This window comes from Actinoplanes sp. CA-015351, from assembly GCF_050955685.1.
GTDB lineage: Bacteria > Actinomycetota > Actinomycetes > Mycobacteriales > Micromonosporaceae > Actinoplanes.
This window is the reverse complement of record NZ_CP192102.1, coordinates 4,285,994-4,309,421: the sequence shown is the minus strand read 5'-3', so window position 1 is coordinate 4,309,421 and position 23,428 is coordinate 4,285,994. Positions and strand designations below refer to the sequence as shown.

Annotated in this window: 22 protein-coding genes and 1 pseudogene; 12 read left to right on the top strand and 11 right to left on the bottom strand. The window is 70.3% G+C overall.

What is annotated here, in order from left to right:
• Nucleotides 1-585: 585 nt before the first annotated feature.
• The 4 genes from ACQP2E_RS19940 to ACQP2E_RS19925 form a co-directional block, all read right to left on the bottom strand.
• A complete protein-coding gene (locus tag ACQP2E_RS19940) occupies nucleotides 586-1,479 on the bottom strand; it encodes a hypothetical protein (RefSeq protein ID WP_433824421.1) in 894 nt (297 codons plus the stop codon).
• Nucleotides 1,469-2,344, bottom strand: coding sequence for a hypothetical protein (locus tag ACQP2E_RS19935; RefSeq protein WP_433824420.1), 876 nt, complete (start codon nucleotides 2,342-2,344; stop codon nucleotides 1,469-1,471). Before ACQP2E_RS19935 ends, ACQP2E_RS19940 begins: the two co-directional genes overlap by 11 nt.
• A 109-nt stretch (nucleotides 2,345-2,453) precedes the next feature.
• The gene (locus tag ACQP2E_RS19930; protein WP_433824419.1) at nucleotides 2,454-3,389 is read right to left on the bottom strand and encodes a hypothetical protein; all 936 of its coding nucleotides are present in this window, start codon (nucleotides 3,387-3,389) and stop codon (nucleotides 2,454-2,456) included.
• A gap of 132 nt (nucleotides 3,390-3,521) precedes the next feature.
• Nucleotides 3,522-4,571, bottom strand: a complete 1,050-nt coding sequence (locus ACQP2E_RS19925; RefSeq protein WP_433824418.1) for a lysylphosphatidylglycerol synthase transmembrane domain-containing protein — start codon at nucleotides 4,569-4,571, stop codon at nucleotides 3,522-3,524.
• A 149-nt stretch (nucleotides 4,572-4,720) separates the two neighbouring features.
• On the opposite strand from ACQP2E_RS19925, the gene ACQP2E_RS19920 reads away from it, so the two are divergent.
• Nucleotides 4,721-5,767 (top strand): hypothetical protein, encoded by a 1,047-nt coding sequence (locus tag ACQP2E_RS19920; RefSeq protein WP_433824417.1) that lies wholly within the window; start codon nucleotides 4,721-4,723, stop codon nucleotides 5,765-5,767.
• 75 nt (nucleotides 5,768-5,842) lie between these two features.
• Here the strand turns inward: ACQP2E_RS19920 and ACQP2E_RS19915 are convergent, their stop codons facing one another.
• From ACQP2E_RS19915 to ACQP2E_RS19905, 3 genes are all read right to left on the bottom strand, one after another.
• A complete protein-coding gene (locus ACQP2E_RS19915; RefSeq protein ID WP_433833983.1) occupies nucleotides 5,843-6,253 on the bottom strand; it encodes a response regulator in 411 nt (136 codons plus the stop codon).
• A gap of 84 nt (nucleotides 6,254-6,337) precedes the next feature.
• Nucleotides 6,338-7,459, bottom strand: a complete 1,122-nt coding sequence (locus ACQP2E_RS19910; protein WP_433824416.1) for an FUSC family protein — start codon at nucleotides 7,457-7,459, stop codon at nucleotides 6,338-6,340.
• 55 nt (nucleotides 7,460-7,514) lie between these two features.
• Nucleotides 7,515-8,327, bottom strand: coding sequence for an RNA polymerase sigma factor SigF (locus ACQP2E_RS19905; protein WP_433824415.1), 813 nt, complete (start codon nucleotides 8,325-8,327; stop codon nucleotides 7,515-7,517).
• A gap of 138 nt (nucleotides 8,328-8,465) precedes the next feature.
• Between ACQP2E_RS19905 and ACQP2E_RS19900 the strand changes: the two genes are divergently transcribed.
• The gene (locus tag ACQP2E_RS19900) at nucleotides 8,466-8,924 is read left to right on the top strand and encodes an SRPBCC domain-containing protein (RefSeq protein WP_433824414.1); all 459 of its coding nucleotides are present in this window, start codon (nucleotides 8,466-8,468) and stop codon (nucleotides 8,922-8,924) included.
• A gap of 34 nt (nucleotides 8,925-8,958) precedes the next feature.
• Here the strand turns inward: ACQP2E_RS19900 and ACQP2E_RS19895 are convergent, their stop codons facing one another.
• Nucleotides 8,959-10,608: a methyl-accepting chemotaxis protein gene (locus ACQP2E_RS19895; RefSeq protein ID WP_433824413.1), complete on the bottom strand. Its 1,650-nt coding sequence runs from the start codon at nucleotides 10,606-10,608 to the stop codon at nucleotides 8,959-8,961.
• A 79-nt stretch (nucleotides 10,609-10,687) separates the two neighbouring features.
• On the opposite strand from ACQP2E_RS19895, the gene ACQP2E_RS19890 reads away from it, so the two are divergent.
• The 8 genes and pseudogenes from ACQP2E_RS19890 (at nucleotide 10,688) to ACQP2E_RS19855 (ending at nucleotide 16,879) form a co-directional block, all read left to right on the top strand.
• Entirely contained in the window at nucleotides 10,688-10,966 is a 279-nt protein-coding gene (locus ACQP2E_RS19890; RefSeq protein ID WP_433824412.1) for a hypothetical protein, read from the top strand.
• Nucleotides 10,967-11,175: 209 nt separating this feature from the next.
• Nucleotides 11,176-11,340 (top strand): annotated as a pseudogene (locus tag ACQP2E_RS19885) (LuxR C-terminal-related transcriptional regulator); the annotation flags it as partial.
• Between the two features lie 32 nt (nucleotides 11,341-11,372).
• A complete protein-coding gene (locus ACQP2E_RS19880) occupies nucleotides 11,373-12,380 on the top strand; it encodes an ABC transporter permease (RefSeq protein WP_433824411.1) in 1,008 nt (335 codons plus the stop codon).
• 2 nt (nucleotides 12,381-12,382) lie between these two features.
• Nucleotides 12,383-13,159 carry an ATP-binding cassette domain-containing protein gene (locus ACQP2E_RS19875; protein WP_433824410.1) on the top strand — a complete coding sequence of 259 codons (777 nt, stop codon included), beginning with the start codon at nucleotides 12,383-12,385 and terminating at the stop codon, nucleotides 13,157-13,159.
• Nucleotides 13,160-13,195: 36 nt separating this feature from the next.
• Entirely contained in the window at nucleotides 13,196-14,131 is a 936-nt protein-coding gene (iolC, locus tag ACQP2E_RS19870) for a 5-dehydro-2-deoxygluconokinase (protein ID WP_433824409.1), read from the top strand.
• A 14-nt stretch (nucleotides 14,132-14,145) separates the two neighbouring features.
• Nucleotides 14,146-15,027 carry a sugar phosphate isomerase/epimerase family protein gene (locus ACQP2E_RS19865; protein WP_433824408.1) on the top strand — a complete coding sequence of 294 codons (882 nt, stop codon included), beginning with the start codon at nucleotides 14,146-14,148 and terminating at the stop codon, nucleotides 15,025-15,027.
• A gap of 2 nt (nucleotides 15,028-15,029) precedes the next feature.
• Nucleotides 15,030-15,992 (top strand): Gfo/Idh/MocA family protein, encoded by a 963-nt coding sequence (locus ACQP2E_RS19860; RefSeq protein ID WP_433824407.1) that lies wholly within the window; start codon nucleotides 15,030-15,032, stop codon nucleotides 15,990-15,992.
• A gap of 20 nt (nucleotides 15,993-16,012) precedes the next feature.
• Nucleotides 16,013-16,879 carry a hypothetical protein gene (locus tag ACQP2E_RS19855; protein ID WP_433824406.1) on the top strand — a complete coding sequence of 289 codons (867 nt, stop codon included), beginning with the start codon at nucleotides 16,013-16,015 and terminating at the stop codon, nucleotides 16,877-16,879.
• 1,369 nt (nucleotides 16,880-18,248) lie between these two features.
• On the opposite strand, the gene ACQP2E_RS19850 is transcribed toward ACQP2E_RS19855, so the two are convergent.
• The 3 genes from ACQP2E_RS19850 to ACQP2E_RS19840 form a co-directional block, all read right to left on the bottom strand.
• Nucleotides 18,249-19,862 (bottom strand): xylulokinase, encoded by a 1,614-nt coding sequence (locus ACQP2E_RS19850; protein WP_433824405.1) that lies wholly within the window; start codon nucleotides 19,860-19,862, stop codon nucleotides 18,249-18,251.
• A gap of 116 nt (nucleotides 19,863-19,978) precedes the next feature.
• On the bottom strand, nucleotides 19,979-20,593 hold the full coding sequence (locus ACQP2E_RS19845) for a response regulator (protein ID WP_433833981.1): 615 nt from the start codon (nucleotides 20,591-20,593) through the stop codon (nucleotides 19,979-19,981).
• Between the two features lie 40 nt (nucleotides 20,594-20,633).
• Nucleotides 20,634-21,821 carry a sensor histidine kinase gene (locus tag ACQP2E_RS19840; RefSeq protein WP_433824404.1) on the bottom strand — a complete coding sequence of 396 codons (1,188 nt, stop codon included), beginning with the start codon at nucleotides 21,819-21,821 and terminating at the stop codon, nucleotides 20,634-20,636.
• 109 nt (nucleotides 21,822-21,930) lie between these two features.
• On the opposite strand from ACQP2E_RS19840, the gene ACQP2E_RS19835 reads away from it, so the two are divergent.
• Together ACQP2E_RS19835 and ACQP2E_RS19830 are read left to right on the top strand one after the other, a co-directional pair.
• Nucleotides 21,931-22,611: an ABC transporter ATP-binding protein gene (locus ACQP2E_RS19835; protein WP_433824403.1), complete on the top strand. Its 681-nt coding sequence runs from the start codon at nucleotides 21,931-21,933 to the stop codon at nucleotides 22,609-22,611.
• Nucleotides 22,608-23,369 (top strand): ABC transporter permease subunit, encoded by a 762-nt coding sequence (locus tag ACQP2E_RS19830; RefSeq protein ID WP_433824402.1) that lies wholly within the window; start codon nucleotides 22,608-22,610, stop codon nucleotides 23,367-23,369. Before ACQP2E_RS19835 ends, ACQP2E_RS19830 begins: the two co-directional genes overlap by 4 nt.
• The last annotated feature ends 59 nt before the right edge of the window (nucleotides 23,370-23,428 follow it).

The window sequence follows — 23,428 nt, the reverse complement described above, 5'->3', positions numbered from 1 at the left end:
GGACGGCCATCCGCGGCATGTTCGGCCAATACGGTGCTTCACAGTTCCGGCGTCGTGAACGCGGTGCTTCACAGTTCCGGCGTCGTGAACGCGGCGCTTCACAGTTCCGGCATGGTGAGGCGGTGCTCCACGGATCTTGTTGATTTCGGGGAACCGTTTGCGCGGAACTCCGCAAGATCGGCCGGGGCCTGTTCGATCTTGTGGAGTTGTGCGGACACGTCTGCGGGGAAGTCCACAAGATCCAGACAGGGCAGGGCAGGGCAGGGCAGGGCAGGGCAGGGCAGGGCAGGGCAGGGCAGGGCAGGCCAGGCCAGGCCAGGCCAGGCCAGGCCAGGCCAGGCAAGGGCAGGACGGGGCGGGCGGAGCGCGGCGGTCTGTATCGGGAAGCCGCGTCGGCCTGGCGGATCCGCAGGGCCACCGGTTCTCAGGCGACGAGCCTGGTCGCCCGGCGGGGTCGCGGGTGGCGAAAGTCGGGGGTGGCGGAAGTCGGGGGTGGCGGAAGTCGGGGGTGGCGAAAGTCGAGGGCGCTCAGGTCAACAAAGAACGGGAGGCGGGGGCGGGGCGCGTGAAGGGCTGGACAGGCAGTCAGGGGATCAGCTGGACGCGGATCTCGTCGTCGAACGCGATGATGAGGGTCTTGCTGGTGACTGTCCATGGTGCCGGGACCAGGTACAGGCGGCCGTCGGCTTCGATGAGCAGGCGCAGGCCGGTGTAGCGATACGTGAAGCCGTCGCCGGGGAGTGGGGTCTCGGTCACGCCTGCCGGGGGTTCGGCCAGGCGGTCTTTCGTGTCGATGATCAGTTCCGGACGGTTGGCCAGGTTGCCGGCCTCCTCGTAGGCGCGGCCGGTGCCGAAGGCCCAGGCGAAGCTGTTCGCGGCCCAGAACAAGCCTACGACCAGCAGACCGGCTACCGCGGCGAGGGCCGCCAGGCGGACCTGGCGTACCGGTGGGCTGGCGTGCCAGGTCAGCAGGCGGGAGTCGGGGGCGGCCTGGCGCTGGACGACGCGCCAGCCGATCCAGACCCCGTAGAAGACGAGCAGCGGACCGAGGGCCAGGGCCAGGGGTGTCGTGCCGGGGGTCTCCACGCGGGAGACCTCGACGTTGAACAGGCCGATCAGCGCCCGGCCGATCGCCAGGACGCCGAGGGTGACGGTGATCGCGGCGACCACCAGGGTCTCCCGGTCGCGGTGCGGCGCGGAAAGCAGCCAGGTGACGACGCCGTGTACCAGGGCGCCGGCCAGCAGCGCCAGGAAGATCATCGCGGCGGGGAAGTAGACCACTTCGAGGCCGGACATCACCAGGTCCTGGTTCGACAGGCCGGTCATGTCGAGGTAGACGCCGAAGTATTCGAGGCGGGCGCGCGTACCGATGTAGCCGAAGTAGAGCAGGAGCGCGGTGACCAGGGTGACCGGCGCGACGATGTTGGCGAGTTCCCGGGCGTGCGTGAGGAAACCGGCCGGCTGGGGTTCAGCCTCCATGGGGGGAAGGGCTCGGGGGTTCCTCGTCCACCACGATCGACCGGGTACGCCCCGGATCGGTCCACGTGACCTCGACCGGCGTTGCCGACGACGGCGCGAACCGGGCCGGCAGTGACGCGCACGGCTGGCCGGCGCGGGAGGTGCAGGTGGCTCGCAGCGTCAGTTGGAGGGTGCCGGAGTACTGCACCGCCTTCAGGCCGCCGTCCGATTCCGGTGGGCCGCCCGAGCGCACGCCGACGCCCGAGTCGCAGCCGGTGCCGCCGGGTTCCAGGGTCGCGCCGTCGCAGGAGCGGAACGAGTGGCCGAGCAGGTCCGGGTCCTGGCAGCGTTCGCTCTCGGTCGCGATCATGAACGCGGGCCCGTCGGGCACGCCCGCGCCGACGACGCGGACAGGCTGGTCGAACGCGGTGTTGGTGAAGGTGAGGCAGCGGTCGTCGTTCGGCACCGAGTTGTCGAGGCGGACGCCGCCGACGGTGATGGTGGCGCGTTCCGGTTTCGGCGGGTTGTTCGGCGGCGACGATGACCCGGCAGCTGCGGGAGTCGATCCGGGTGACGTGCCGGGCGACGCACCGGTGGTGCCCGTGGTGCCGGTCGTGGCGCCGGGCACCATGCCTGTGGTGGCTCCCGGGGCCGGGCTTTCGGAGCTGGACGTGCCGGGGGCCGCACCGGCGCTGCTGCCGGCGCTGCGGGAGGCTCCGGGCTCGCCGGGAACAGCGGCGGACTCGGGGACGGCCGAGCCCGACGGCGACGAGAAGACGACAGCGCCGGTGCTGGAGGACAACCGCAGGAGGTAGGTCATGCCGCCGGTAAGAAGTAGCACCGGCAGGGCGGCCATCGCCACGATCTTGAGCTGAGGGCGCCACATCAGACGCTGTTCCCTCCGAGGGTGGGCGCCGGTGCGGCGCGCGGCACCCGGCATCCTGCGCGCGGTGCGCTCGCAGGACAACCCGTGAGTCAGCGGCCCGACAGTTGATTCACCTACTTGATTGAGTTGCCGGTGACGGCTGCTCCAGAACGAAGACCGTGCGCTCCCGGCCGCCATCGGTCCAGGAGACCTCGATCGGCGCGGCAGCCGACGGCGAGTGGCTGTCGTCCAGCGATGAGCACGGCGTGCCCTCGCGGGACGTGCAGGTGGCTTCGAGCCGGAGCCGGATCGTCGCGTCACGCTGGACCGCGTCCGGGCCGCTGACCTCGGGCGGCCCGTCCGGACCGACAGCGATGCCGGTGTCGCAGCCGGGGCCACCGGGTTCCAGCACCACGTCCTCGCAGGACCGGAAGGGATGTTGCAGCAGGTCGGCACTCCGGCACTCGCTGTCGTCGACGACGATGTAGCCGGGTCCGTCGGTGACCACGGCGCCGGCGGCCCGGATCGGCTGATCGAAGGCGGTGTTCGCGAACGTCACGCACGTGTTGCTGCTCGGAATGCTGTTGTCGAGGCGGACCCCGCCCACCGAGATGGTCGCGTGTTTCGGCAAGGGTGGCTGAGGCGCGGTCGTCGGAGAGCTGGTCGAGCTGAGTCGCTCGGTCTCGGTAGGAATCACCGGCGTGCGACCGGGACCAGTGGCGGGGTCGGCGCCGGTGTCCGGGTCTGTGCCGGGACCCGAGCCGGTGTCCGTGCCAGGATCCGAGCCCGGATCTGTGCCCGGATCTGTGCCCGGGTCCGAGCCCGGATCTGTGCGCGGGTCTGTGCCGGGACCCGCGTCGGCATCGGCATCGCTGGCGGCGACGTGGCTCGACTCCAGCGATGCCGATGCCGACGACCCCGGCGGTGCCGGCTCGCCGAAGCGGGCCCCCGCCGTGTCCGACGAGAGCCGGAGCAGGTAGACCGTGCCGGCCGTGAGCAGCAGGATGGGGATCGCGGCGAGTGCCGCGATCCTGACCAGCGGTCGATCCATGAGCAGGCGCCACATGTCCCGGGTCCCTCCGGGTGCGATTCACGGCTTCACCGGGGATGCTCCGCCTGGTGTACGCGAGGGACAAGCCGTGAGTCACCGGCCCGACACCCAGTGCCGCTGGGTTTCGGCGCCCCTTGACCGCCGGCGTCACCGGGCCTTGGCCGCCAGATAAATGCGGTGGCGGCGGCGCATGATCAGCCAGGAGATCCAGCCGACGCCGATGATGAAGCCGAAGCTGATGATGCGGTAGAGGACCACCGCGGCGATCGCCGTCGAGGTGGCGATGCCTCCCGTGACCAGGCCGAGGATCAGCGCGCTGTCGATGATGCCGAGGCCGCCGGGGATGATCGTCACGGTACCCGCGGCCATGCCGGCGCAGAACGCCAGCAGCAGCTGGGTCGCGTTGATCTCCTCGTTGCTGACGGCGCGTACGCACATCCACAGGCAGACGGCGTCGAGGCCCCAGTTCAGCACGGCGAAGACGGCGGCGGCGAACCCCCGGCCCGGTGTCAGGCGGGCGGCGCCGAGCTGGCCGACGAAGCCGCGTACGTGGTCGAGGCCCGCCTCGGCGGGGCGGCGGCGGATCCGGTTGACCTGGGCCAGGATCGCGCGGGCCGCCGGGTCGAGCACGGCCGGGTTGCGGCTGACCCGCTGGACGCCGACGACCAGGAGCACGATCACGGTGGCGAGCGCCGCCAGGCCGTACCAATGGGGTGTGCCGTCGGAGGCGAGCGCGCCGCCTGCGGTGACCACCGCGAGGGCCGTCGTGGACAGGATGCCGGACAGCGCGATGCACCAGGAGGCGACGGCCGGGGTGGCGCCGAAACGGCGCATCTGCTGGTAGTTGAAGCTGGTGGAGAACGCCGGGCCGCCGGGCAGGGTCTCGTTGAGCGAGTGCGCGGCGTACGCGAGAGCGACGCTGCGGTACAGCGGCACACGCAGGCCGGCCGAGCGCAGCAGGGTGTGCTGCATGCGGGCGTACATGCCCATCGCCATCAGCTCGGCGACGACGGCGCCGGCCAGCCAGCGGGGGTCCGGGGCCTTGAGCTGGCCGACGGCTGAGGAGAGCGACGGCCAGCCGAGGAAGAGTTCGACGGCGAACAGGACGATCACCGCGATCACCGCACCGCGCCGGAACCAGCGGCGGCGGCCGGCGGCAGGGCCGGCGGGGTGCGGGGTGTCGAGCGACGCGGTCACGACATGTGTTTCGGCGTGAGAAGCCGTCGCCTGATCTTTCGGCGCTGCTCGGGGCATGTTCCGAATCTAAAGCGAACGTTCATTCTTGACAAGCTCACGTGGTTCTGTGCACAGTTAAAACGAACAGTCGTTCTCCTAGGGAGCTCATCATGGTTGCACAGGCCCCGCTCACCGACGACGCGTCGGTCTCGTCGCCCTGGTCGGTCGTGACCCGGGCCGTCGTCCTGCTCACCCTGATCATCAGTGTGCTGCTGACCGCGTTCGCCTGGCCGTCGGTGCGGTCGTCGGTGCACGACGTGCCGATCGCCGTCGCCGGTCCGGCCGCCGCGGTCCAGCAGGTCAGCGCCGCGGTGTCGCAGCGCCTGCCGGACGCCTTCGACATCACCGTGGTGGACGGCACCGCTGCCGCCGAGCAGCTGATCCGCGACCGCGAGGTGTACGGCGCGATCGACGTCAGCACCGGCACACCGCAGGTCCTGACCGCCTCCGCCGCCAGCGTCTCGGTCGCGCAGACCCTGCAGGGCGTCGGCACCGCGCTCGCCCAGGCGCAGGCCGACGGCACGAGCCCGGCCGTCGCGGTCCGGGACGTCGTCAGCCTGCCCGCTGACGACCCGCGTGGCGCCGGCCTCGCCGCCGGCGCGTTGCCGCTGGTCATCGGCGGCATGCTCGCCGCCGTGCTGCTCACCCGGCTGGTCCGGGGCAGCGGCCGGCGGATCGCCGGAGCGCTCGCCTTCGCGATCACCGGTGGGCTCGCGATGGCCGCGATCCTGCAGTTCTGGTTCGGATCGCTCGACGGGGTCTACGCCGAGAACGCCGGTGCGATCGCGCTGACCATCGCCGCTACCTCCCTGACGATTCTGGGGCTGGAGTCGCTGTTCGGGTACGTCGGGTTCGGCCTCGGCGCGGCCACCATGATGCTGGTCGGCAACCCGCTGTCCGGCAGCGCGTCGGCACCGGAGATGCTGCCCGGATGGTCCGGCGCGCTCGGCCAGCTGCTGCCGCCGGGTGCCGGGGGACAGTTGCTGCGGTCGACCGCGTTCTTCGACGGCAACGGCGCCGCGCACTCGATCATCGTGCTGGCCGGGTGGGTCACGGCCGGGCTGGTGCTCTGCGTGATCGGAGCGCAGCGGGCCCGGCGGGCCGCGGCGCCGGGTGCCGCGCCGGCCACTGAGCAGCCGGTGCCCGCCACGGTCTGATCGGAACACACTGATGGCCGGCCCACGAGTGGGCCGGCCATCGCTGTGCTTCGTGCGTACCCAAGAGGTGGGGTCTTAGGGCAGGACCGCGATGTCGCCGTAGAAACGGTTGATCTGGCGGACCGCGTTCTCGAACGCCTCGAGCTCCAGCGGCTTCGTGACGAAGGCGTTGGCGTGGTGGTTGTAGCTGGCCATCACGTCGAGCTCGGCCTGCGAGGTGGTCAGGACCACGACCGGGATGGTCTTGAGGTCGGCGTCGTTCTTGATCTCGGCGAGGACCTCACGGCCGCCCATCCGGGGCATGTTGAGGTCGAGCAGGATCAGGTCGGGGCGCTGGGTGCTCGTGTCACGGAGGTATTCCAGGGCCTGGACGCCGTCCGCGACTCGATGGATCACCGGAGCCATCGGGCTCGCCTCAAGGGCCTCTTCGATGATCAGGCTATCGGCGTCGTCGTCGTCGACGATGAGAACCGACAGCGTCCGAATTGCAGGCACCAGGGCCGTCCTTCCGTGGAACAGTTGTATGAGGGCAACAGTATGCCCTGGGCAAATCCCAGTAAACAGGCAGGTCTAATCGTGACCCCATCCGAAGGCCTCATCCACCCTGCTGAGGACCTGGTCGTCGTCCTGGCCCACACCGCGCAGCAGGTCGACGGCCGCCGTCCGGATCTGGCCGATGACCAGAGTGAGCGTCGGCGACGGGCCTGATTCGAGAAGTTTCCCGGCGATCCGGACCGCATCCAGGGCGTCGGCGTCGGCCTGCCCGGCATGCCGGTCGGGATCGCCACCGGTCAGATCGGTCGCGAGGGATTCCCCGGCCGCGCGGACCGCATCGCTCAACGCCTCGATCGCGCGCCGCAGGTCGGGTGGCGTGACGGTGTTCAGGCGGATCGCCGCTGCCGCGTGGCGGGCCAGCATCCCCACGTTGCGGACCACGTGATCGAGCTGGTGCGCGGTCTGCTCGACGTCGCGCAGCTGGCTGAGCCGCCTGCGGCGGCGGATACGCAATCTCACCGTCTCGGCGGCGGCTTCCACTTCGGTACGCAGATGGTCCGCACAGTCGTGCAGCCGATGCGCCCGCTCGAGGACGTCCTCGGCGGCCGGCTCGTCGCCGTTCTCCAGGGCGTCGTTGAGATCACCGAGCAGGTCCGCCACGTCGGAGTAGGTCCGCCGTGCCGTGGCCACCAGCGGCGCGAGCGGCCGGCGTGCCACCGCGAGCTGGCTGGCCGCGATGGCGACCGCACCGCCGATCAGCGCGTCGATGAACCGGAACGGGATCAACTGGCCCTGCGGTGCGGCGACGACAACCAGATAGAGCGCGGACAGCGACGCCTGGCCGACCAGCGTGCTGCTCGCACCCGCCGCGATCATCAGGCCGACGGTGCACAGCAGGACGACGAAGAGGGTGAGCACGCCGGGACCGAGGGCCAGGACGGTGAGCTCGGCGATCAGGATCCCGGCCGCCACACCGAGGACGATCTCGGTGGTCTGGCGCAGCCGGCGGCCCCGGGACTCACCGAGCACGACGAGCGCGGCAGTCGGGGCGAAGATCGGGTCGGGGTGGCCGATCACGTCGGCGGCCAGGAGCCAGGCGACGGTGGCGGCGCCGGCGGTGATCAGGGCGGGTCGGCCGCCACGGCGTAATCGGTCTGTTATCTGGCTGCTGATCGGGATTTGGTTTTCTCCGGACATGAAGACGACGCCGTCCCGGCAGTGCCGGGACGGCGTCGTCGAAACTGGTCTTGGGTCAGGCCACCGAGTCGAGCTCGCGGCGCAGCTTCGTCAGCGCCCGGGTGAGCAGCCGCGACACGTGCATCTGCGAGACACCGACCTGCTCGGCGATCTGCGTCTGGGTGAGGTTGCCGTAGAAGCGCAGGCTCACGATCTTCTGCTCGCGCTCGTCCAGGCGGGCCAGCGCCGGACCCAGCGCGACACGCAGCTCGGCGACCTCGAACTCGGCGTCCAGGCCGCCGAGGGTCTCGCCCAGCTCGGTGCCACTGTCCGCCACCGGGGTGGAGAGGCTCGTCGAGTTGTACGCCCGGGCACCCTCAAGACCCTCGAGAACCTCGTCCTCAGTGATCTTCAGGTGCTCGGCGATGTCGGTGACCGTGGGGGAGCGGCCCAGCGTGTGGCTCAGCGAGCTGTTCGCCGCCGTGATCGCCAGGCGCAGCTCCTGCAGCCGGCGCGGTACGCGTACCGACCAGGTCTTGTCCCGGAAGTGCCGCTTCAGCTCGCCGACGATCGTCGGGATCGCGAAGCCGGCGAAGTCGACACCGCGGTCCGGCTCGAACCGGTCGGTCGCCTTGATCAGACCGACGATGGCAACCTGGTACAGGTCGTCGCGGGGCTCGCCCCGGTTCGCGTACCGGTTGGACAGGTGCCGGGCGAGCGGCAGCCACGCCTCGATGGCCCGGTCCCGCAGAGCGGCGCGCGACGGGTGTCCGGCGGGCAGGGCCGCCATCGCGTTGATCAGTTCGCTGGCCCGGTCGGTGCTCGCCGACGAGTCGGCGACGCTCTTCGACGAGTCGACGGCGGGAGCGGTTTCAACGGCGACGGTCATGCTCGTCTCCTCGTAGTTTCGGGTCATCGAGGGGCGGAAGTGACGGTGCCCCGTGATCGTGGCTCACGTACTTCCCAGCCACACCCGTACCCCAAACCACCTGAAAGAGTGATCGCGGCCACAACTATCCTGGCGTCCATGTACTCGACGCAGGTGTCTCGGCGTATCAATGCCCCGCGGGCGTTGATCTACTCCGCTCTTCTTTCCGCGGACGCGATCGCCCGCTGGCGGGTCCCGGTCGGGATGACGAGCGTCGTGCACGAGTTCGACGCGCGGGAGGGTGGCGCTTTCCGGGTTTCCCTCACTTACGATCTGCCGGATATTTCGGGTAAATCAGCGGAATCGACGGACACCTATCATGGACATTTCGTCCGCCTCGTCGTTGATGAGCAGGTGGTCGAGACCCTGGAGTTCGAAACCGCCGACGAGTCGATGCGCGGCACCATGACGATCACCACGACCCTGGTGGATTCCGGGGACGGCACCGAGGTGACGATGCTGCACGAGGGCGTCCCGGACGCGATCTCGCCGGCCGACAACGAGGCCGGCACCCGGATGGCCCTCGACAACCTGGCAACCCTCACCGAGTCACCCTGAGCGTTCCGCTCCCGCTCCTCTTCCGGTACGCACGTCAGACGCGGAACTGGGAGACGACCGTCTGCAGCTCGGCGGCGATGCCGGCCAGCTCGGTCGCTGTCTCGTTGGCCTCGTCCAGGGCTGCCGTCGTCGTCTGCGCGGCCGTCGCCACCCCGTCGATGTTGCCCGCGATCGCTGACGTGCCCTGGGCCGCGTCGCCGACGCTGCGGGCCATCTCGCCGGTCGTCGCCGTCTGCTCCTCGACCGCCGACGCGATCGTCGTCTGGTAATCGCTGATCCGGGCGATGATCGACGAGATCTCGCCGATCGCGGCCACCGCGTTGGAACTGTCCGCCTGGATCGCCTCGACCCGCCGGGCGATGTCCTCGGTGGCCCGGGCCGTCTCCTGGGCCAGGTCCTTCACCTCGGAGGCCACCACCGCGAAGCCCTTGCCCATCTCGCCGGCGCGGGCCGCCTCGATGGTCGCGTTCAGGGCCAGCAGGTTCGTCTGCTCGGCGATCGCGGTGATCGTCTTGATGACGTTGCCGATCTCGGCGCTCGACGTGCCCAGCTGCGACACCGTGGCGTTGGCGCTGTCGGCGACGCCGACGGCCTCGCTGGCGACCCGGGCCGCCTCGGAGGCGTTCGACGCGATCTCGCGGATCGACGCGCCCATCTGCTCGCTGCCGGCCGCGACGGTCTGCACGTTCAGCGAGACGTCACCGGCCGCGATGGTCGCCACGTTGGCCTGAGTGGCGGCGTCCTGGGCGGACTGTCCGATGAGTTCGGTGGCCCGGCTGAGCCGGCCGGTGCTGGCGCCGAGTGTCTGGGAGCTGGTGGTCAGCCGGTCGACCATGGTCCGCAGGCCGTCGCGGGCGGTGTTCACCGCGACCGCCATGGCGCCGAGCTCGTCGCGGGCGTGCACCTCGGCGCCGACGGTCAGGTCGGCCCTGGCGACGGCTTCCAGGGACCGGGACACGCTGCCGAGCTGCCGCCCGATGAGCCGGGAGATGACGGTGGCGAGAGCGAGGGCGAGAACCAGGCCGACAATCAGGAAGCCGATCACCTGATTACGGGCGGACTGGTACGCGTCCTCCGCATGCGCGGCCATGGCGGTCGACTCGGCGTTCTCGGCGTCCTGGAGCGAGACGATCGACGCACGGAGATCCGCCTGGGTCTGCTGCCAGACGGTCACCACCTGGTCAGCGGCCGGCGGGTCGAACCCGGCTGCCGGCGTCTCCTGGAACAGCGCGTAGTCACGGAGGTTCTGGAAGTAGGCGAACGTCTCGGCGACGTCGGCGGCAGCGGCTTCCCTGCTGGCCGAGCCGGTTGCGAGTTTCTGGTAGTCCGCGATCGCGGCAACGGTGGCATCGTCGCTCGCGGTCACGTTGTCCCGGGTCGCCTGGGTCCGCTGCGCCGCCGGTGTCACGGCCCAGCCGAACAGCGCCGAGAAGCCCTGGCCCACCGCACCGCGCAGGCTGCTGAGCGCCAGGCTGCTGTCGACGTGCTGCGTCTTCATCGCCTTGATGTCGTCGTTGATCGCGGCCAGCCGGGTCAGACCGACGATGCCGACAACAGCGGCGACCACCGCGCAGCACAGCACCGCCGCATAGATCTTCGTGCCCACGCGGAAGTCGGCCAGCGCTCCGGTCAACCCGTTGCGCCGCGCCGTGACCTCTACCTTCGCGCCCGGCCCTTTGCTCACGTAGTCATGATCGGCAGGAAGAACAGGACGCTGAGCCGCTTACCGGGACCGATCGGTCCGGGCCGCAACCCACCGATCGGTGGGTTCGGCGACCCCACCGGATGGCGCGGCCGCCCTCACCGAGGCGCGGCGATCGGTGGACGCTCTGCGTCCGGAGACCTTGGCGACGGTACGCCTGACCGGCGCACTCTCCGAGGCAGCCGAACGATGGTCGGCGCTGCACGGGCTGCCGGTGACGGTGACGACGACCGGGACGCCCCGGCCGGTCACGCCGGACGCCGAGTTCGCCCTGCTGCGCACGCCCAGGAGGCCCTCGCCGGCATCGCCAGGCACGCCGATGCCACCAGAGCGGGCGTGACGCTGTCCTATCTGGACGACGAGGTGGCTCTCGACGTGCTGGACGACGGATCCGGGTTCACACTGTCGCCGGGCGCAACCGGGCGCAACCGGGCACGGCCTCACGATCATGCGGCAGCGGGTCGAGGAGCACGGCGGCAAGCTGCGGATCGAGTCCGAACCCGGCGCGGCACGCGACGCCCGTGCCGCGGCGCGTGGTGAGACGGTGCTGTCGCCGGCGGCAACACGAACCCGGAGGCGGCGAAACGGCTGTTCATCACCGAGGCGACGGTGAAGAGCCACCTGCTGAGCATCTACGCGAAGCGCGGCGTCTCGGACCGGGCGGCCGCCGTCGCTGAGGGCTTCCACCGCCGGCTGCTGGTACCGGACTCTTGACCTTCGCGTCCGGGAAGCGGTACAGCTCATCCATGAGCGTCACGTGGTCGAACCGCATCCTCGCCCGGCCGGACGTGGGCGCCTTCGCCGCCGCGCTCGCCATCTTCGTGTTCTTCCTGGCCGTGGCGCCGTCGCTGCGGTCCGCCGACTCGTTCTTCACGGTGCTCTACCAGTCGTCGGTGATCGGGATCGTGGCGGTCGGCGTCGGACTGCTCATGATCGGCGGCGAGTTCGACCTGTCGGCCGGTGTGATCGTCTACAGCGCCGGGCTCGTCAACTCGATGTTCTGCTGGTACCTCGGCGTCAACCTGTGGATCGGCGCGCTGCTGTCGCTGATCTTCTGCCTGACGGTCGGCCTGCTCAACGGCTGGCTGGTGATGCGGACCGGCATCCCCAGCTTCCTGATCACGCTCGGCACGTTCTTCGTGCTCCAGGGCGCCAATCTCGGCGTGACCAAACTGGTCACCGGGTCGGTGTCGTCCACCGACATCAGCGGGATCGACGGGTTCAGCAGCCTGCGGGCCGGGTTCGCGTCCAGCTTCACGATCGGCACGGTCACCGTCTGGTACACGGTGCTGTTCTGGCTGGTATTCATCGTCCTCGCCACCTGGATCCTGCAGCGGACCCGGATCGGGAACTGGATCTTTGCGGTGGGCGGTGCGGCGGACAGTGCCCGGGCTGCGGGTGTGCCGGTTGTGCGTACCAAAATCGGGCTTTTCATGGGGGTTTCGTTCCTCGGCTGGTTCGTCGGGATGCACCAGCTGTACCGCTTCAACACGTTGCAGGCCGGCGGCGGCGTCGGCAACGAGTTCCTCTACATCATCGCCGCGGTCGTCGGCGGCACCCTGCTCACCGGCGGTTTCGGCAGTGTCATCGGCGTCGCGATCGGCGCGTTCATCTTCGGGATGACCAGCCTCGGCATCGTGTACGCGGGCTGGGATCCGAACTGGTTCAAGGCGTTCCTCGGCGTCATGCTGCTGCTCGCCGTGCTGGTGAACCTGTACATCAAACGAATCTTCACCGCGCGAAGGGCCAGCTGACCATGGCGCTGATCGAGATGACCGACGTCGGCAAGAGTTACGGCGCGATCCGCGCCCTCGCCGGCATCAACCTGCGGGTCGACGCCGGCGAGGTGACCTGCGTGCTCGGCGACAACGGCGCCGGTAAGTCCACCCTGATCAAAATCATTTCCGGCCTGCATCCGCACAACGAGGGCACGCTGCGCGTCGACGGCGCCGAACAGTCGTTCTCGTCGCCGCGCGACGCCCTCGGCCTCGGCATCGCCACCGTCTATCAGGACCTCGCCGTTGTGCCGCTCATGGAGGTCTGGCGCAACTTCTTCCTCGGCTCCGAGCTGACCTACGGCCGGTTCCCCCTCGCCGGGATGCGTACCCGGGAGATGAGGCTGATCGCCGACGCCGAGTTACGCAAGATGGGCATCACCATCACCGACATCAACCAGCCCATCGGTACGCTCAGCGGCGGCCAGCGTCAATCGGTGGCGATCGCCCGAGCCGTGTATTTCGGCGCTCGCGTGCTGATCCTCGACGAGCCCACCGCGGCCCTCGGTGTGAAGCAGTCCGGGGTGGTGCTCAAATACATCGCCGCGGCCCGGGACGCCGGCCTCGGGGTCGTGTTCATCACCCACAATCCGCATCACGCGTACCTGGTCGGCGACCACTTCGTGATCCTCAAGCTGGGCCGGGCCGTGCTCGACCGCCAGCGTTCCGAAGTGGATCTCGACGAGCTGGTGACCCAGATGGCGGGCGGCGACGAGCTGACCGAGTTGTCCCACGAGCTGCGGCGCCCTACGGGTTGACACCGGCTCGTAACAACCCGTTGCATGGATGGAACCATGCTCGAAGTCCTGACGATGGGGCGCATCGGCGTCGATCTTTACCCCGAGCAGACCGGGGTGCCGCTGCCTGCGGTCCGCAGCTTCGCCAAGTTCCTCGGCGGCAGTCCGACGAACGTGGCCGTGGCGGCGGCCCGGTTGGGGCGGTCTTCCGCCGTGATCACGCGTACCGGGGCTGATCCGTTCGGGGATTACCTGCACGAGGCGCTGCGCGGGTTCGGGGTCGACGATCGGTTTGTGACGGCGGTGCCGGGGTTGCCGACGCCGGTGACGTTCTGCGAGATCTTCCCGCCGGACGACTTCCCGCTGTATTTCTACCGCTATCCGAAGGCTCCTGACCTGGAGATCGCCCCGTCTGAACTGGACCTGGACGCCATCGGTTCGGCCGGAGTCTTCTGGGTCACCGGGACCGGGTTGTCCGCCGAGCCGTCCCGGGCCGCCACTCTGCACGCTCTGTCGTCGCGTGCTCATCGTGGGATCACCGTCCTCGACCTCGATTACCGGCCGATGTTCTGGGCCTCCCGCGACGACGCCCGCACTTTCTACCGGCAGGCGCTGCCGCTCGTGAGTGTCGCGGCCGGGAACCTTGACGAGTGCGACACCGCCGTCGGTGTCCGGTCGCCGGTTGCTGCCGCCGACGCTCTGCATGAGGCCGGGGTGGACCTGGCCGTGGTGAAACAGGGACCGGACGGAGTGTTCGCGTCGCGGCGGTCCACGGGGGAGCGGGTGACCGTGCCGCCGGTGCCGGTCGACGTGGTGAACGGGCTCGGAGCCGGGGACGCGTTCGGTGGCGCGCTCTGCCACGGCCTGCTGGCGGGCTGGGACCTGGCGGAGATCCTTCGGTTCGCCAACGCGGCCGGAGCGCTGGTCGCCGGCCGGCTGGCCTGCGCTGACGCCATGCCCACCGAGGACGAGGTACGCCGGCTGATGATCTAGGAAGGGATGTTCCGATGCTTCTTGGCAGCTGTCCCGACTCGTGGGGGGTCTGGTACGCGTCCGACCCCCGGCAGACCCCGTGGAATCGGTTCCTCGACGAACTCGCTGCGGCGGGGTACTCGCGGCTGGAGCTCGGGCCCTACGGTTATCTGCCCACCGACCCCGGCCGGCTGCTCGACGAGACGGCCGCCCGAGGGCTCACGATCGTCGCCGGGACGGTGGCCGGGGCGGGCGGGCCGCACAAGGACTTCGCGTTCGTCCTCGCCGAGACGCGGAAGGTCGCCGCGCTCACTCAGGCCGTCGGCGCCACGAACCTGATCTTCGTACCGGTGCCGGGGTATCGCGACGACGTGACCGGGGCATACACCGGTTCGCCCTCGCTGGACTCCGCGCAGTGGCAGGCTTTGATCGACAACAGCAACGCGCTGGGCCGGATTCTTTTCGAGGAGTACGGGCTTTCTCTGCGGTTCCACCCGCACGCCGACTATCAGGTCGAGACGCAGGCGCAGACCGAGCGGTTCCTGGAGGAGACTGATCCCCGGTACGTTTCGCTGTGCCTGGACATCGGCCACCTTGCGTACCGAGCCGCCGACGTGCCAGGGATGATCCGGAAATATCCTGATCGTGTGGGTTATGTCCACATCAAGCAGATGGATCCGGTCATCGCCGCCCGGGCGGCCGATGAGGATCTGGCTTTCGGGCAGGCCGTCGCTCAGGGGGTCAGTGTCGAGCCGCCGTCGGGGAGTCCCGACATCCCCGCGGTGCTCGCTGCTCTCTCCCACCTTGATCCCGCTCTGGTCGTCGTCGTCGAGCAGGACATGTACCCGGTCGACGCCGACGTGCCGTTGCCGATCGCCCGGCGTACCCGGCAATACCTGCAGTCCCAGGGCCTGTGACCATGCTCCGGGTCGGAGTCGTCGGGACCGGGATGATCGGCCAGGACCACATCCGGCGGCTGACCTCGGTGCTGTCCGGCGCCCGGGTCGTCGCCGTCACCGACGTCGACACCACCCTCGCCGCCCGGGTCGGCGGTGCCGTGGGGGCGGTCGTGCACCCCACCGGCGAGGACGTCATAGCTGCCTGCGACGCCGTGCTGGTCTGCTCCTGGGGACCCAGCCACGAGCAGTACGTGCTCGCCGCTGTCGCCGCCGGCAAACCCGTCTTCTGTGAGAAACCCCTGGCGACGACCGCTTCAGCGTGCCGGCGGATCGTCGACGCGGAGGTTTTTCACGGCAGCCGGCTTGTTCAGGTCGGCTTCATGCGGCGGTTCGATGACGCGTACCGAAAGCTGCGGAACGAAGCCGGCGGCGGCGCGATAGGCGCGCCCCTTCTCATGCATTGCGCCCATCGCAACCGCGACGTTCCCGCCTATTACCGCACCGAGATGGCGATCGTCGACACGGCGGTGCACGAGTTCGACATGGTGCGCTGGATGTTCGGCGAGGACATCGTCGCGATCCGGGTGCTGGTGCCCCGCAGCAACCGGAACGGTCACGGCCTCCAGGACCCGCTGCTGATCATCCTGGAGCTGGCGAACGGCATCCTCGTCGACGTCGAGACCAGCGTGAACATTCGCTATGGGTACGACATCCGCGGCGAGATCGTGGGGGAGAACGGCACCCTGACCCTCGGCGGCCCGGTGCCTGTCTCCGTCACGTGGCAGGACCGGTTCGCGGATGCCTACGACACCGAGCTGCAGGAGTGGATCGACGCCGTCGCCGCGTCGGGGCAGCCGAACGGCCCGACCGCCTGGGACGGGTACGCGGCCACGGCTGTCTGCGAGGCGGGGGTGCAGTCGCTGCGGACGGGGGAGCGGGTCGAGGTCGTCCTGGCGTCGCGGCCGTCCCTGTTTCTGTCATAGGGGCTGTTTATGGTGGCCCGGTGGATGCTGTGGGCAGGGCGGAAGAGTTTCTTCAGGTCAACGGGCGGCTGCTCGACCGGGTGCGGTTCGACTTTCACTTCCGGGGTGGGTCCGCCGGGCGGGTGATCGACGCGCTGCGGCCCTACCAGAACGCGGACGGCGGCTTCGGTCACGCGCTCGAACCGGACCTGCGCGGCCCGGAAAGCCAGCCGGTGCCCGTCGAGGTGGCGTTGCAGGTGATGGACGGGCTGGGCGCGCTCGACGGCGGCCTGCTCGGCGGCGGCCTGCTCGGCGGTTCCCTGAAATATCTGGCGTCGATCACCAGGCCGGACGGCGGGGTTCCGTGGGTTCTGCCGACGACGAGCCCGCATGGGCCGTGGTGGGTGCCGGCCGGCGGGCTGCCGGGCTCGCTCAACCCGACCGCGTCCATCGCCGGTCTGCTGCTGAAACACGGCGTGTCGCATCCGTGGGTGACCAGCGCCACCGAGTTCTGCTGGGCGGCCCTCGACGACCTGACCACGCCCGACGCGTTCGACGTGCTGTGCATCCTGCGCTTCCTGGAGAACGTGCCGGACCGGCAGCGGGCCTCGGCAGCCTGGTCGCCGCTGAGCAGGTTCGTGACGAGCATCGCCGAGCTGGATCCGCACGCCGAGGGCTACGTGCACGGCCCACTCGACTTCGCACCCCTGCCGGGAAGCCTCGCCCGCTCGATGTTCCCCGCCGACGTGATCTCACAACACCTGGACGCCCTGGCCGCGAATCAGAAGGAGGACGGCGGCTGGGACTTCGCCTTCCCGGCCTGGACACCGATCACCCGCTTCGAGTGGCGAGGCTGGGTGACCGTCGAGGCCTTACTGACCCTGCACACGAACGGCCGCCTCCGCTAACTCTCCTCAAGCCCGCCGCGCGCCCGCCCCGGCGCCCGCCTCGTGCCTGCTCCGTGCCTGCCCCGCCCCGGCGCCTGCCCCGTGCCTGATCCATGCCTGCCCCGCGCCTGCCCCGCGCCTGCCGACATGGTCCGGGACGCCGCGCCAGCGAAGTGGTCGGCAGCACGCCAGCTGCGGCCGCCCTCATGTGGGTACGCCCACCGAAGCCGACCTGACCACCCGGAGACGAAACCGCAGCGCCGAGCCCCCGCCACCGTGACGATCGGCCCGGACGGCGATCAGCGCTGGTCACTTGTTCGCCTTCCGCCGGGAGCCGCCGCCCGACTGACACGTGGCCTCGACAAGAGGCCGGTCGGCCGGCCGGCGCTCTCCACCTTTGCAGTAGCAGCGCGCCACCACGGTGCTCGCGAACCACCCGAAATCGACATCCCACGGCGACCCTCTCGAAGCTCGTGCGTTCGTGGTCGATCGGACGTGACCACGGCCGAACCGCACAAGATCTGCACAACGCCTCGCCACGACAGCCGCCGCCGGCGCCCGAACCCGCTGCTGGTCCACAGAATGCCCAAACCCGAGAGCGCGCCGTGCAAGGTCACCTCGATCGGACTGGCCGCCGGTTCCGCCGATGGGGTGGGCTGAGCGAGGCGCGGTGAAACGGGCACGGACGAGGTTCTTCTCGACGGCCACACCCATTGCGGGTGTGCCCACACCCGCAGTGGTGTGGGCACAGAACGAACATGCATGGGTATGGCCGCGCGGGCAGCGATACGCCATTGCCTGGCGCCCCTGCACCGGCGTCGAACGCCACGGCCGGGCGTTGGTCCCGGCTGCACCAGGGCCCGACACCACGGCTCGGCAACATGGCCCGGCACGGTGACCCGGCACTACGGCCCTGCGTCGTGGCCCCGGCACCACGTCCAGGCTGCGGCGGCCAGGCTGGGGCGGCCTTGCGCTCCGCCTGGCCGCTGCGGCCATGGGCTGCGGCCAGGCTGCATGGACATGTGCTGGTCCCGTTATGGGCGGCCGAGCGTCACGGTCATGCGCTCCGACTGGTCGCTTCGCCTGGTTGCATGGGCTGGTCACTTAGTCCGGTTGCGGCGGGCGATCGGCGGGTGGTCGGAGCGACTAGGCGGAGCGACCAGGCGTAGGGCAGGTGGAGGGCGGGCGGTCGGAGGGTGGTTGGAGCGACCAGGCGGAGCGACCAAGCGAAGGACAGGCAGAGGGCGGGCGCGGGACAGGCGGAGGGCGGGTGGTCGGAGCGACCAGGTGGAGGGTGGGCGGCGACCAGGTGGAGGCGGGTGTGGAGGGCGGGCGGAGGGTGGGCGGCGACCAGGTGGAGGCGGGCGGCGGCTGGGCGGCTGGGTGGGTGTCAGCTGTTGTCTACGGCTGCCTGCTGGATCGGGAGGGCGGACACGTAGCGCTGCATGAACTCGTTGAAGCCGGCCACGTCCGCCGGGTCTGGGGAGACCGTGTCGAGGGCGGCGTCGGCGAAGACCGATGTGGTCAGGAAGTCGTCCAGGGGCTGGCCGTTGGCGCGGTCGCGGACGAAGGCTGCCAGCACGGCGATGCCCCACGCTCCGCCCTCGGCGGCCAGGTTGCCGACCGAGACCGGGGTGTTGATGGCGGCTGCCAGGAGGCTCTGGGCGACGCCCTCGGTCTTGAAGAGGCCGCCGTGGGCGAACATGCGGTCCAGCTGGACCGACTCGGACTTCTGCAGCACGTCCATGCCGATCCGCAGCGTTGCCAGGGCGGCGTACAGCTGGGTGCGCATGAAGGAGGCGAGTGACAGGGCGCTTCCCGGCGTACGGAAGAAGAGCGGGCGACCCTCGTGCAGTTTGGTGATGGGCTCGCCGGAGAGGTTGTTGAAGGCCATCAGGCCGCCGCCGTCGGGGGCGCCGGAGAGGGCGGAGCGGAAGAGGGTTTCGAAGATCTTCCCGCTGTCCGCCTCGACGCCCAGGGCCGTGGTGAACTCGGCGAACAGGCCGGCCCATGCGTTCAGCTCGCTGGCGCCGTTGTTGCAGTGGACCATCGCGACCAGGTCGCCGGCCGGGGTGGTGACCAGGTCGATCTCCGGGTGGACGCGGCTGAGCTCGCCGTCCAGGACGATCATCGCGAAGATGCTGGTGCCGGCGCTGACGTTGCCGGTGCGCCGGGCGACCGAGTTGGTGGCGACCATGCCGGTGCCGGCGTCGCCCTCGGGCGGGCACAGCACGACGCCGGGCTGCAGGGTGCCGCTCGGGTCCAGCAGGCGGGCACCGGCCTCGGTGAGCGTGCCGGCCGGCTCGCCGGCGGGCAGCACGGCCGGGAGCAGCTCGGCCAGCTTCAGCGGGAGGCGCCCAGCGGCCAGCTCGTCGAACTGGCTGAGCCGGCGGGTGTCGTAACCGCCGGTGGCGATGTCGATCGGGAACACACCGCTGGCGTCGCCCACACCGAGGACCTGGCGGCCGGTCAGCTTCCAGTGCACGTAACCGGCGAGTGTGGTCAGGTGGTTGATGCTCGCGAGATGCTCCTCCCCGTTGAGCACGGCCTGGTACAGGTGGGCGATGCTCCAGCGGTGCGGGATGTTGTATCCGAACAGCTCGCTGAGCGCCTCGGACGCGTCGCCGGTGTTCGTGTTGCGCCACGTGCGGAACGGGGTGAGCAGCTCACCGTCGGCGCCGAACGCCAGGTAACCGTGCATCATCGCGGAGACGCCGAGCGCGCCGGTGGTACGCAGCTCGGTGCCGTACCGGTTACGCACGTCGGCAGCGAGCGAGGCGAAGCAGGCCTGCAGGCCGGACCAGATCGCCTCCTGGGAGTACGTCCAGACCCGGTCGACGAACTGGTTCTCCCAGTCGTGGGTGCCGACCGCGATCGCCTCGTGGCCCGGACCGGTCAGCACGGCCTTGATGCGGGTCGAGCCCAGCTCGATCCCGATCGCCGTGCGGCCGCTTTCGATCGTGTTACGAATGTCGGCCGCCGGCCGTGCTTGTGTGTCGCTCATCGTCATGTTCTACCCCAGGCACCCCGGCCGGCGGGAGGGGGCCGGCCACTCTTTGTTAACGCGAACCAGCCGGTCCCGGCGTGAGAGACGGCCCGGCAATTGTGAGCGTGAACATTTCATGTTGACCCCGGCGTGATCAGCCCGCTCTCGTACGCCGTGATGACCAGCTGAGCCCGGTCGCGCGCGCCCAGTTTGTGCAGAAGGCGGCCGATGTGGGTTTTCAGCGTGCCGATCGTGACGAACAGCTCTTCGGCGATCTCCTGGTTCGACCGGCCGCGGGCGATCAGGGTCAGCACCTCCCGTTCCCGTTCGGTGACGTTCGCCAGCGAAAGCGTCTGCGGTGGGATCTGCCGGGCGAAGGCGGAGATCAGCCGGCGGGTGATCCGCGGTGCCAGCAGCGCGTCACCGGCGGCGACCACGCGGATCCCGGTGAGCAGGTCGGCGGCGCTGCCGTCCTTGACCAGGAACCCGCTGGCGCCGGCCCGGAGAGCGGCATAAACGTATTCATCCAGGTCGAACGTGGTGAGGATGAGGACCCGGATCGACGGGGTCTCCGCGCAGATCTGCCGGGTCGCCTCGATGCCGTCCATCCGGGGCATCCGCACGTCCATCAGCACCACGTCGGGCCGGTGCCGGCGAGCCAGGTTGACGGCTTCGGCGCCGTCGCCGGCCTCACCCACGGTGGTGAATCCGGGAGAGACGTCGATCAGCGCCCGGAAACTCTCCCGCATCAGCTGCTGGTCGTCGGCGAGAAGCACCCCGATGTCCGCGTCACTCACCGGGGGCGCCCGTCGTTCCGGCGTACGGAATCTGGGCCTTGACCGTGAAGCCGCCCTCCTGGCCGGGGCCCGCGCTCAGCGTGCCGCCGAAGGCGGTGACGCGCTCGCGCATCCCGATCAGACCTCGTCCGGCGCGTTGCCGGCCAGTCGCGGGAACACCGCGCCCGTCGTCGGTGATCTCCACTCGCACTCCATGATCTTCGGTTTCGACGATGACCTCGCATCGTCCGGCATGCGCGTGCCGCAGCACGTTGGTCAGCGACTCCTGCACGATCCGGTAGACGGTGAGGCCGACCGACGAGGGCAGCGGGTCCGATGTGGCGGTGCGCAGGTCGACCCGCAGCCCGGCCGAGCGCAACGGGCCGGCGAGGCTCTCCAGATCGGCTGTCCCGGCGACCGGGCCGAGGTCGGCGGCCGGTTCGTCGTCGTCGCGCAGCACGTCGAGCACCCGGCGGATCTCGGTGAGCGCGGCCCGGCTGGTCTGCTCGATCGTGACGAGGGCCGCCCTCGTCTCGGCCGGCCGCTGCTCGGCGATGTGGTTGGCGATCGTCGCTTTCACCGCGATCAGGCTCATGCTGTGCCCGACGATGTCGTGCAGCTCCCGGGCGATCCGCAGCCGCTCGGAGACCATCGCGTCGCGGGCCAGCCGCCGGTCGGCCTCGGCCCGCGCCAGCCGCCGTGACCGCACCACCCGGCCGGCGGCCCAGGCGGCAGTCACCATCACCGCGACCACGCCGAGCTCGACCTGCCACCACAGCGGCACCTCGCTGACCTGCTGGTCGGCCGTGGTGATCGCGGTGTGCCGATAGAGCCAGGCAATGGTGGCGGCCGGCGCCGCGAGGGCGGCCGCGAGCGCGCCCGCTGCCGGGGCCGGGCGCGCGGTCGCCGCCACCGTGTAGGCGGCGAGGGCCACCGGCGCCCACGTCGTCGCCACCACACCGAGGCCTGCGACGCCGGCCGCGGTGATCGCCCCGGCCCACAGCAGGACGACGGCGAAGACCGGGATCGGCCAGCGGCGGCGCACGACGAGGGGGAGGCCGACGGCCGCGCCGGCCAGCCACGCCACCCACACCGGCCCGGTGAAGGCCGGACCCGGTGGATCCAGCGCCGCCGACGCCGCGAACCAGGACAGCGCGACGGCGACCGCGACGTCCACAGTGGCCGCCCTGACTTTTGCCATCCGCCGACGCTATAACGCGGCGCGCCGCCGCGAATCGGACCCTGGTCGGATATTCGGCTCCGACCGTGGTCGGACGACCCGCGGCGGCCTGGTCGCGACAGTGGAAGCCATGATCGAGGTACACGAGCTGACCAAACGGTTCGGTCCGGTGACCGCCCTGGACCGGCTGTCGTTCCAGGTCCGTCCCGGCCAGGTGACCGGGTTCCTGGGCCCCAACGGCGCCGGCAAGTCCACCGCCCTGCGCATCATTCTCGGCCTGCACCGGGCCACCAGCGGTGAGGCGCTGATCGGCGGCCGGCGGTACGACCGGATCCGGCACCCGCTGCACGAGGTCGGCGCGGTGCTCGACGCCGACGCTGCCCACCCCGGCCGCACGGCCCGCAACCACCTCACCTGCCTGGCTCGCACGCACCGCATCGGCGGGGCCCGGGTCGACGCGGTCCTCGACCAGGTGGACCTGGCGAGCGTGGCGGACCGCCGGGTCGGCACCTACTCGCTCGGCATGCGCCAGCGCCTCGGCATCGCGGCCGCGCTGCTCGGTGACCCGGCCGTGATCGTGCTCGACGAGCCGGTGAACGGCCTCGACGCGGCCGGTATCCGCTGGATCCGCGCGCTGCTGCGCGACCTCGCCGGGCAGGGCCGCACGGTGCTGCTCTCCAGCCACCTGATGAGCGAGATGGCGGTGACCGCCGACCACGTCCTGATCATCAGCGGCGGACGGCTCCGTGAGGACGTCGCCATGGACGAGGTACGCGACACCCTCGAAGACTTCTACCTGGGAGCGTTGTGATCTCCGCTGAATGGCTCAAGCTGCGAACCGTCCGATCCACCTACGCGTTCCTGGCCGCCGCCGTGGCGGCCGGCCTGCTCGGGATGCTCATCCTGTTTCTGCTGATCGGTTCCTACGACCAGGCGAGCGCCGCCGACCGGGCGAACTTCGAGACAGCCGACATCACCGTGGTGGTGATGCCGTTCGTGACGTTCTTCCTGGCCGCGATCGGCGCCCTGTCGATCACCGGTGAGTTCGCCACCGGCACCATCGGCCCGAGCCTGCTCGCGGTCCCGAACCGCCGGGACCTGCTGGGCGCGAAGGCAGCGGTGGCCATGACGGCCGGGTTCGGCGCCGGTCTGCTGATCGCGGCGGCCTCCACGGCCGGGGCGATGGCGCTGCTCGGCGCCCGCCCGGCCCCGCTCAACCCGTGGCCGCACTGGACCGACGCGGTCCCGGCGGTGCTCAGCGCGGCCCTGGTCGTGCTGGTGACCTGCGCCGTGGCGGTCGGGCTCGGCACCGTGCTGCGGTCCACCGCGACGACCCTGGTCACCCTGGGAGGCCTGGTTCTGGTGGCGCCGGTCTTCGCGCACTTCCTGCCGACCGTGTGGCACCTGAGGTTTGCCTCCGTGCTGCTGCCGAACCTGACACCGCAGCTGGCCGGCGCCGATCACCCGTACCTGCTCTCCCCGGGCGGCGCGGCCGCGGTGGCCGCCGGCTATCTGGTCCTCGCGCTGGGAGCGGCGATGATCAGTCTGCAGCGCCGGGACGCGTTCTGAGTGGTGTACCACTAGTAACTCCCAGCGGCGCGCGACCTGTGGTTCGGTAGGTGTTACCG

What these genes read in the sequence shown, in the direction of transcription:
- ACQP2E_RS19845 (WP_433833981.1), bottom strand. Translation starts at nt 20,593, where the DNA reads ATGCGGGAGAGTTTCCGGGCGCTGATCGACGTCTCTCCCGGATTCACC.
- ACQP2E_RS19835 (WP_433824403.1), top strand. Translation starts at nt 21,931, where the DNA reads ATGATCGAGGTACACGAGCTGACCAAACGGTTCGGTCCGGTGACCGCC.
- ACQP2E_RS19935 (WP_433824420.1), bottom strand. Translation starts at nt 2,344, where the DNA reads ATGTGGCGCCCTCAGCTCAAGATCGTGGCGATGGCCGCCCTGCCGGTG.
- ACQP2E_RS19865 (WP_433824408.1), top strand. Translation starts at nt 14,146, where the DNA reads ATGCTTCTTGGCAGCTGTCCCGACTCGTGGGGGGTCTGGTACGCGTCC.
- ACQP2E_RS19940 (WP_433824421.1), bottom strand. Translation starts at nt 1,479, where the DNA reads ATGGAGGCTGAACCCCAGCCGGCCGGTTTCCTCACGCACGCCCGGGAA.
- iolC (WP_433824409.1), top strand. Translation starts at nt 13,196, where the DNA reads ATGCTCGAAGTCCTGACGATGGGGCGCATCGGCGTCGATCTTTACCCC.
- ACQP2E_RS19930 (WP_433824419.1), bottom strand. Translation starts at nt 3,389, where the DNA reads ATGTGGCGCCTGCTCATGGATCGACCGCTGGTCAGGATCGCGGCACTC.
- ACQP2E_RS19850 (WP_433824405.1), bottom strand. Translation starts at nt 19,862, where the DNA reads ATGAGCGACACACAAGCACGGCCGGCGGCCGACATTCGTAACACGATC.
- ACQP2E_RS19900 (WP_433824414.1), top strand. Translation starts at nt 8,466, where the DNA reads ATGTACTCGACGCAGGTGTCTCGGCGTATCAATGCCCCGCGGGCGTTG.
- ACQP2E_RS19910 (WP_433824416.1), bottom strand. Translation starts at nt 7,459, where the DNA reads ATGTCCGGAGAAAACCAAATCCCGATCAGCAGCCAGATAACAGACCGA.
- ACQP2E_RS19920 (WP_433824417.1), top strand. Translation starts at nt 4,721, where the DNA reads ATGGTTGCACAGGCCCCGCTCACCGACGACGCGTCGGTCTCGTCGCCC.
- ACQP2E_RS19905 (WP_433824415.1), bottom strand. Translation starts at nt 8,327, where the DNA reads ATGACCGTCGCCGTTGAAACCGCTCCCGCCGTCGACTCGTCGAAGAGC.
- ACQP2E_RS19880 (WP_433824411.1), top strand. Translation starts at nt 11,373, where the DNA reads ATGAGCGTCACGTGGTCGAACCGCATCCTCGCCCGGCCGGACGTGGGC.
- ACQP2E_RS19875 (WP_433824410.1), top strand. Translation starts at nt 12,383, where the DNA reads ATGGCGCTGATCGAGATGACCGACGTCGGCAAGAGTTACGGCGCGATC.
- ACQP2E_RS19860 (WP_433824407.1), top strand. Translation starts at nt 15,030, where the DNA reads ATGCTCCGGGTCGGAGTCGTCGGGACCGGGATGATCGGCCAGGACCAC.
- ACQP2E_RS19840 (WP_433824404.1), bottom strand. Translation starts at nt 21,821, where the DNA reads ATGGCAAAAGTCAGGGCGGCCACTGTGGACGTCGCGGTCGCCGTCGCG.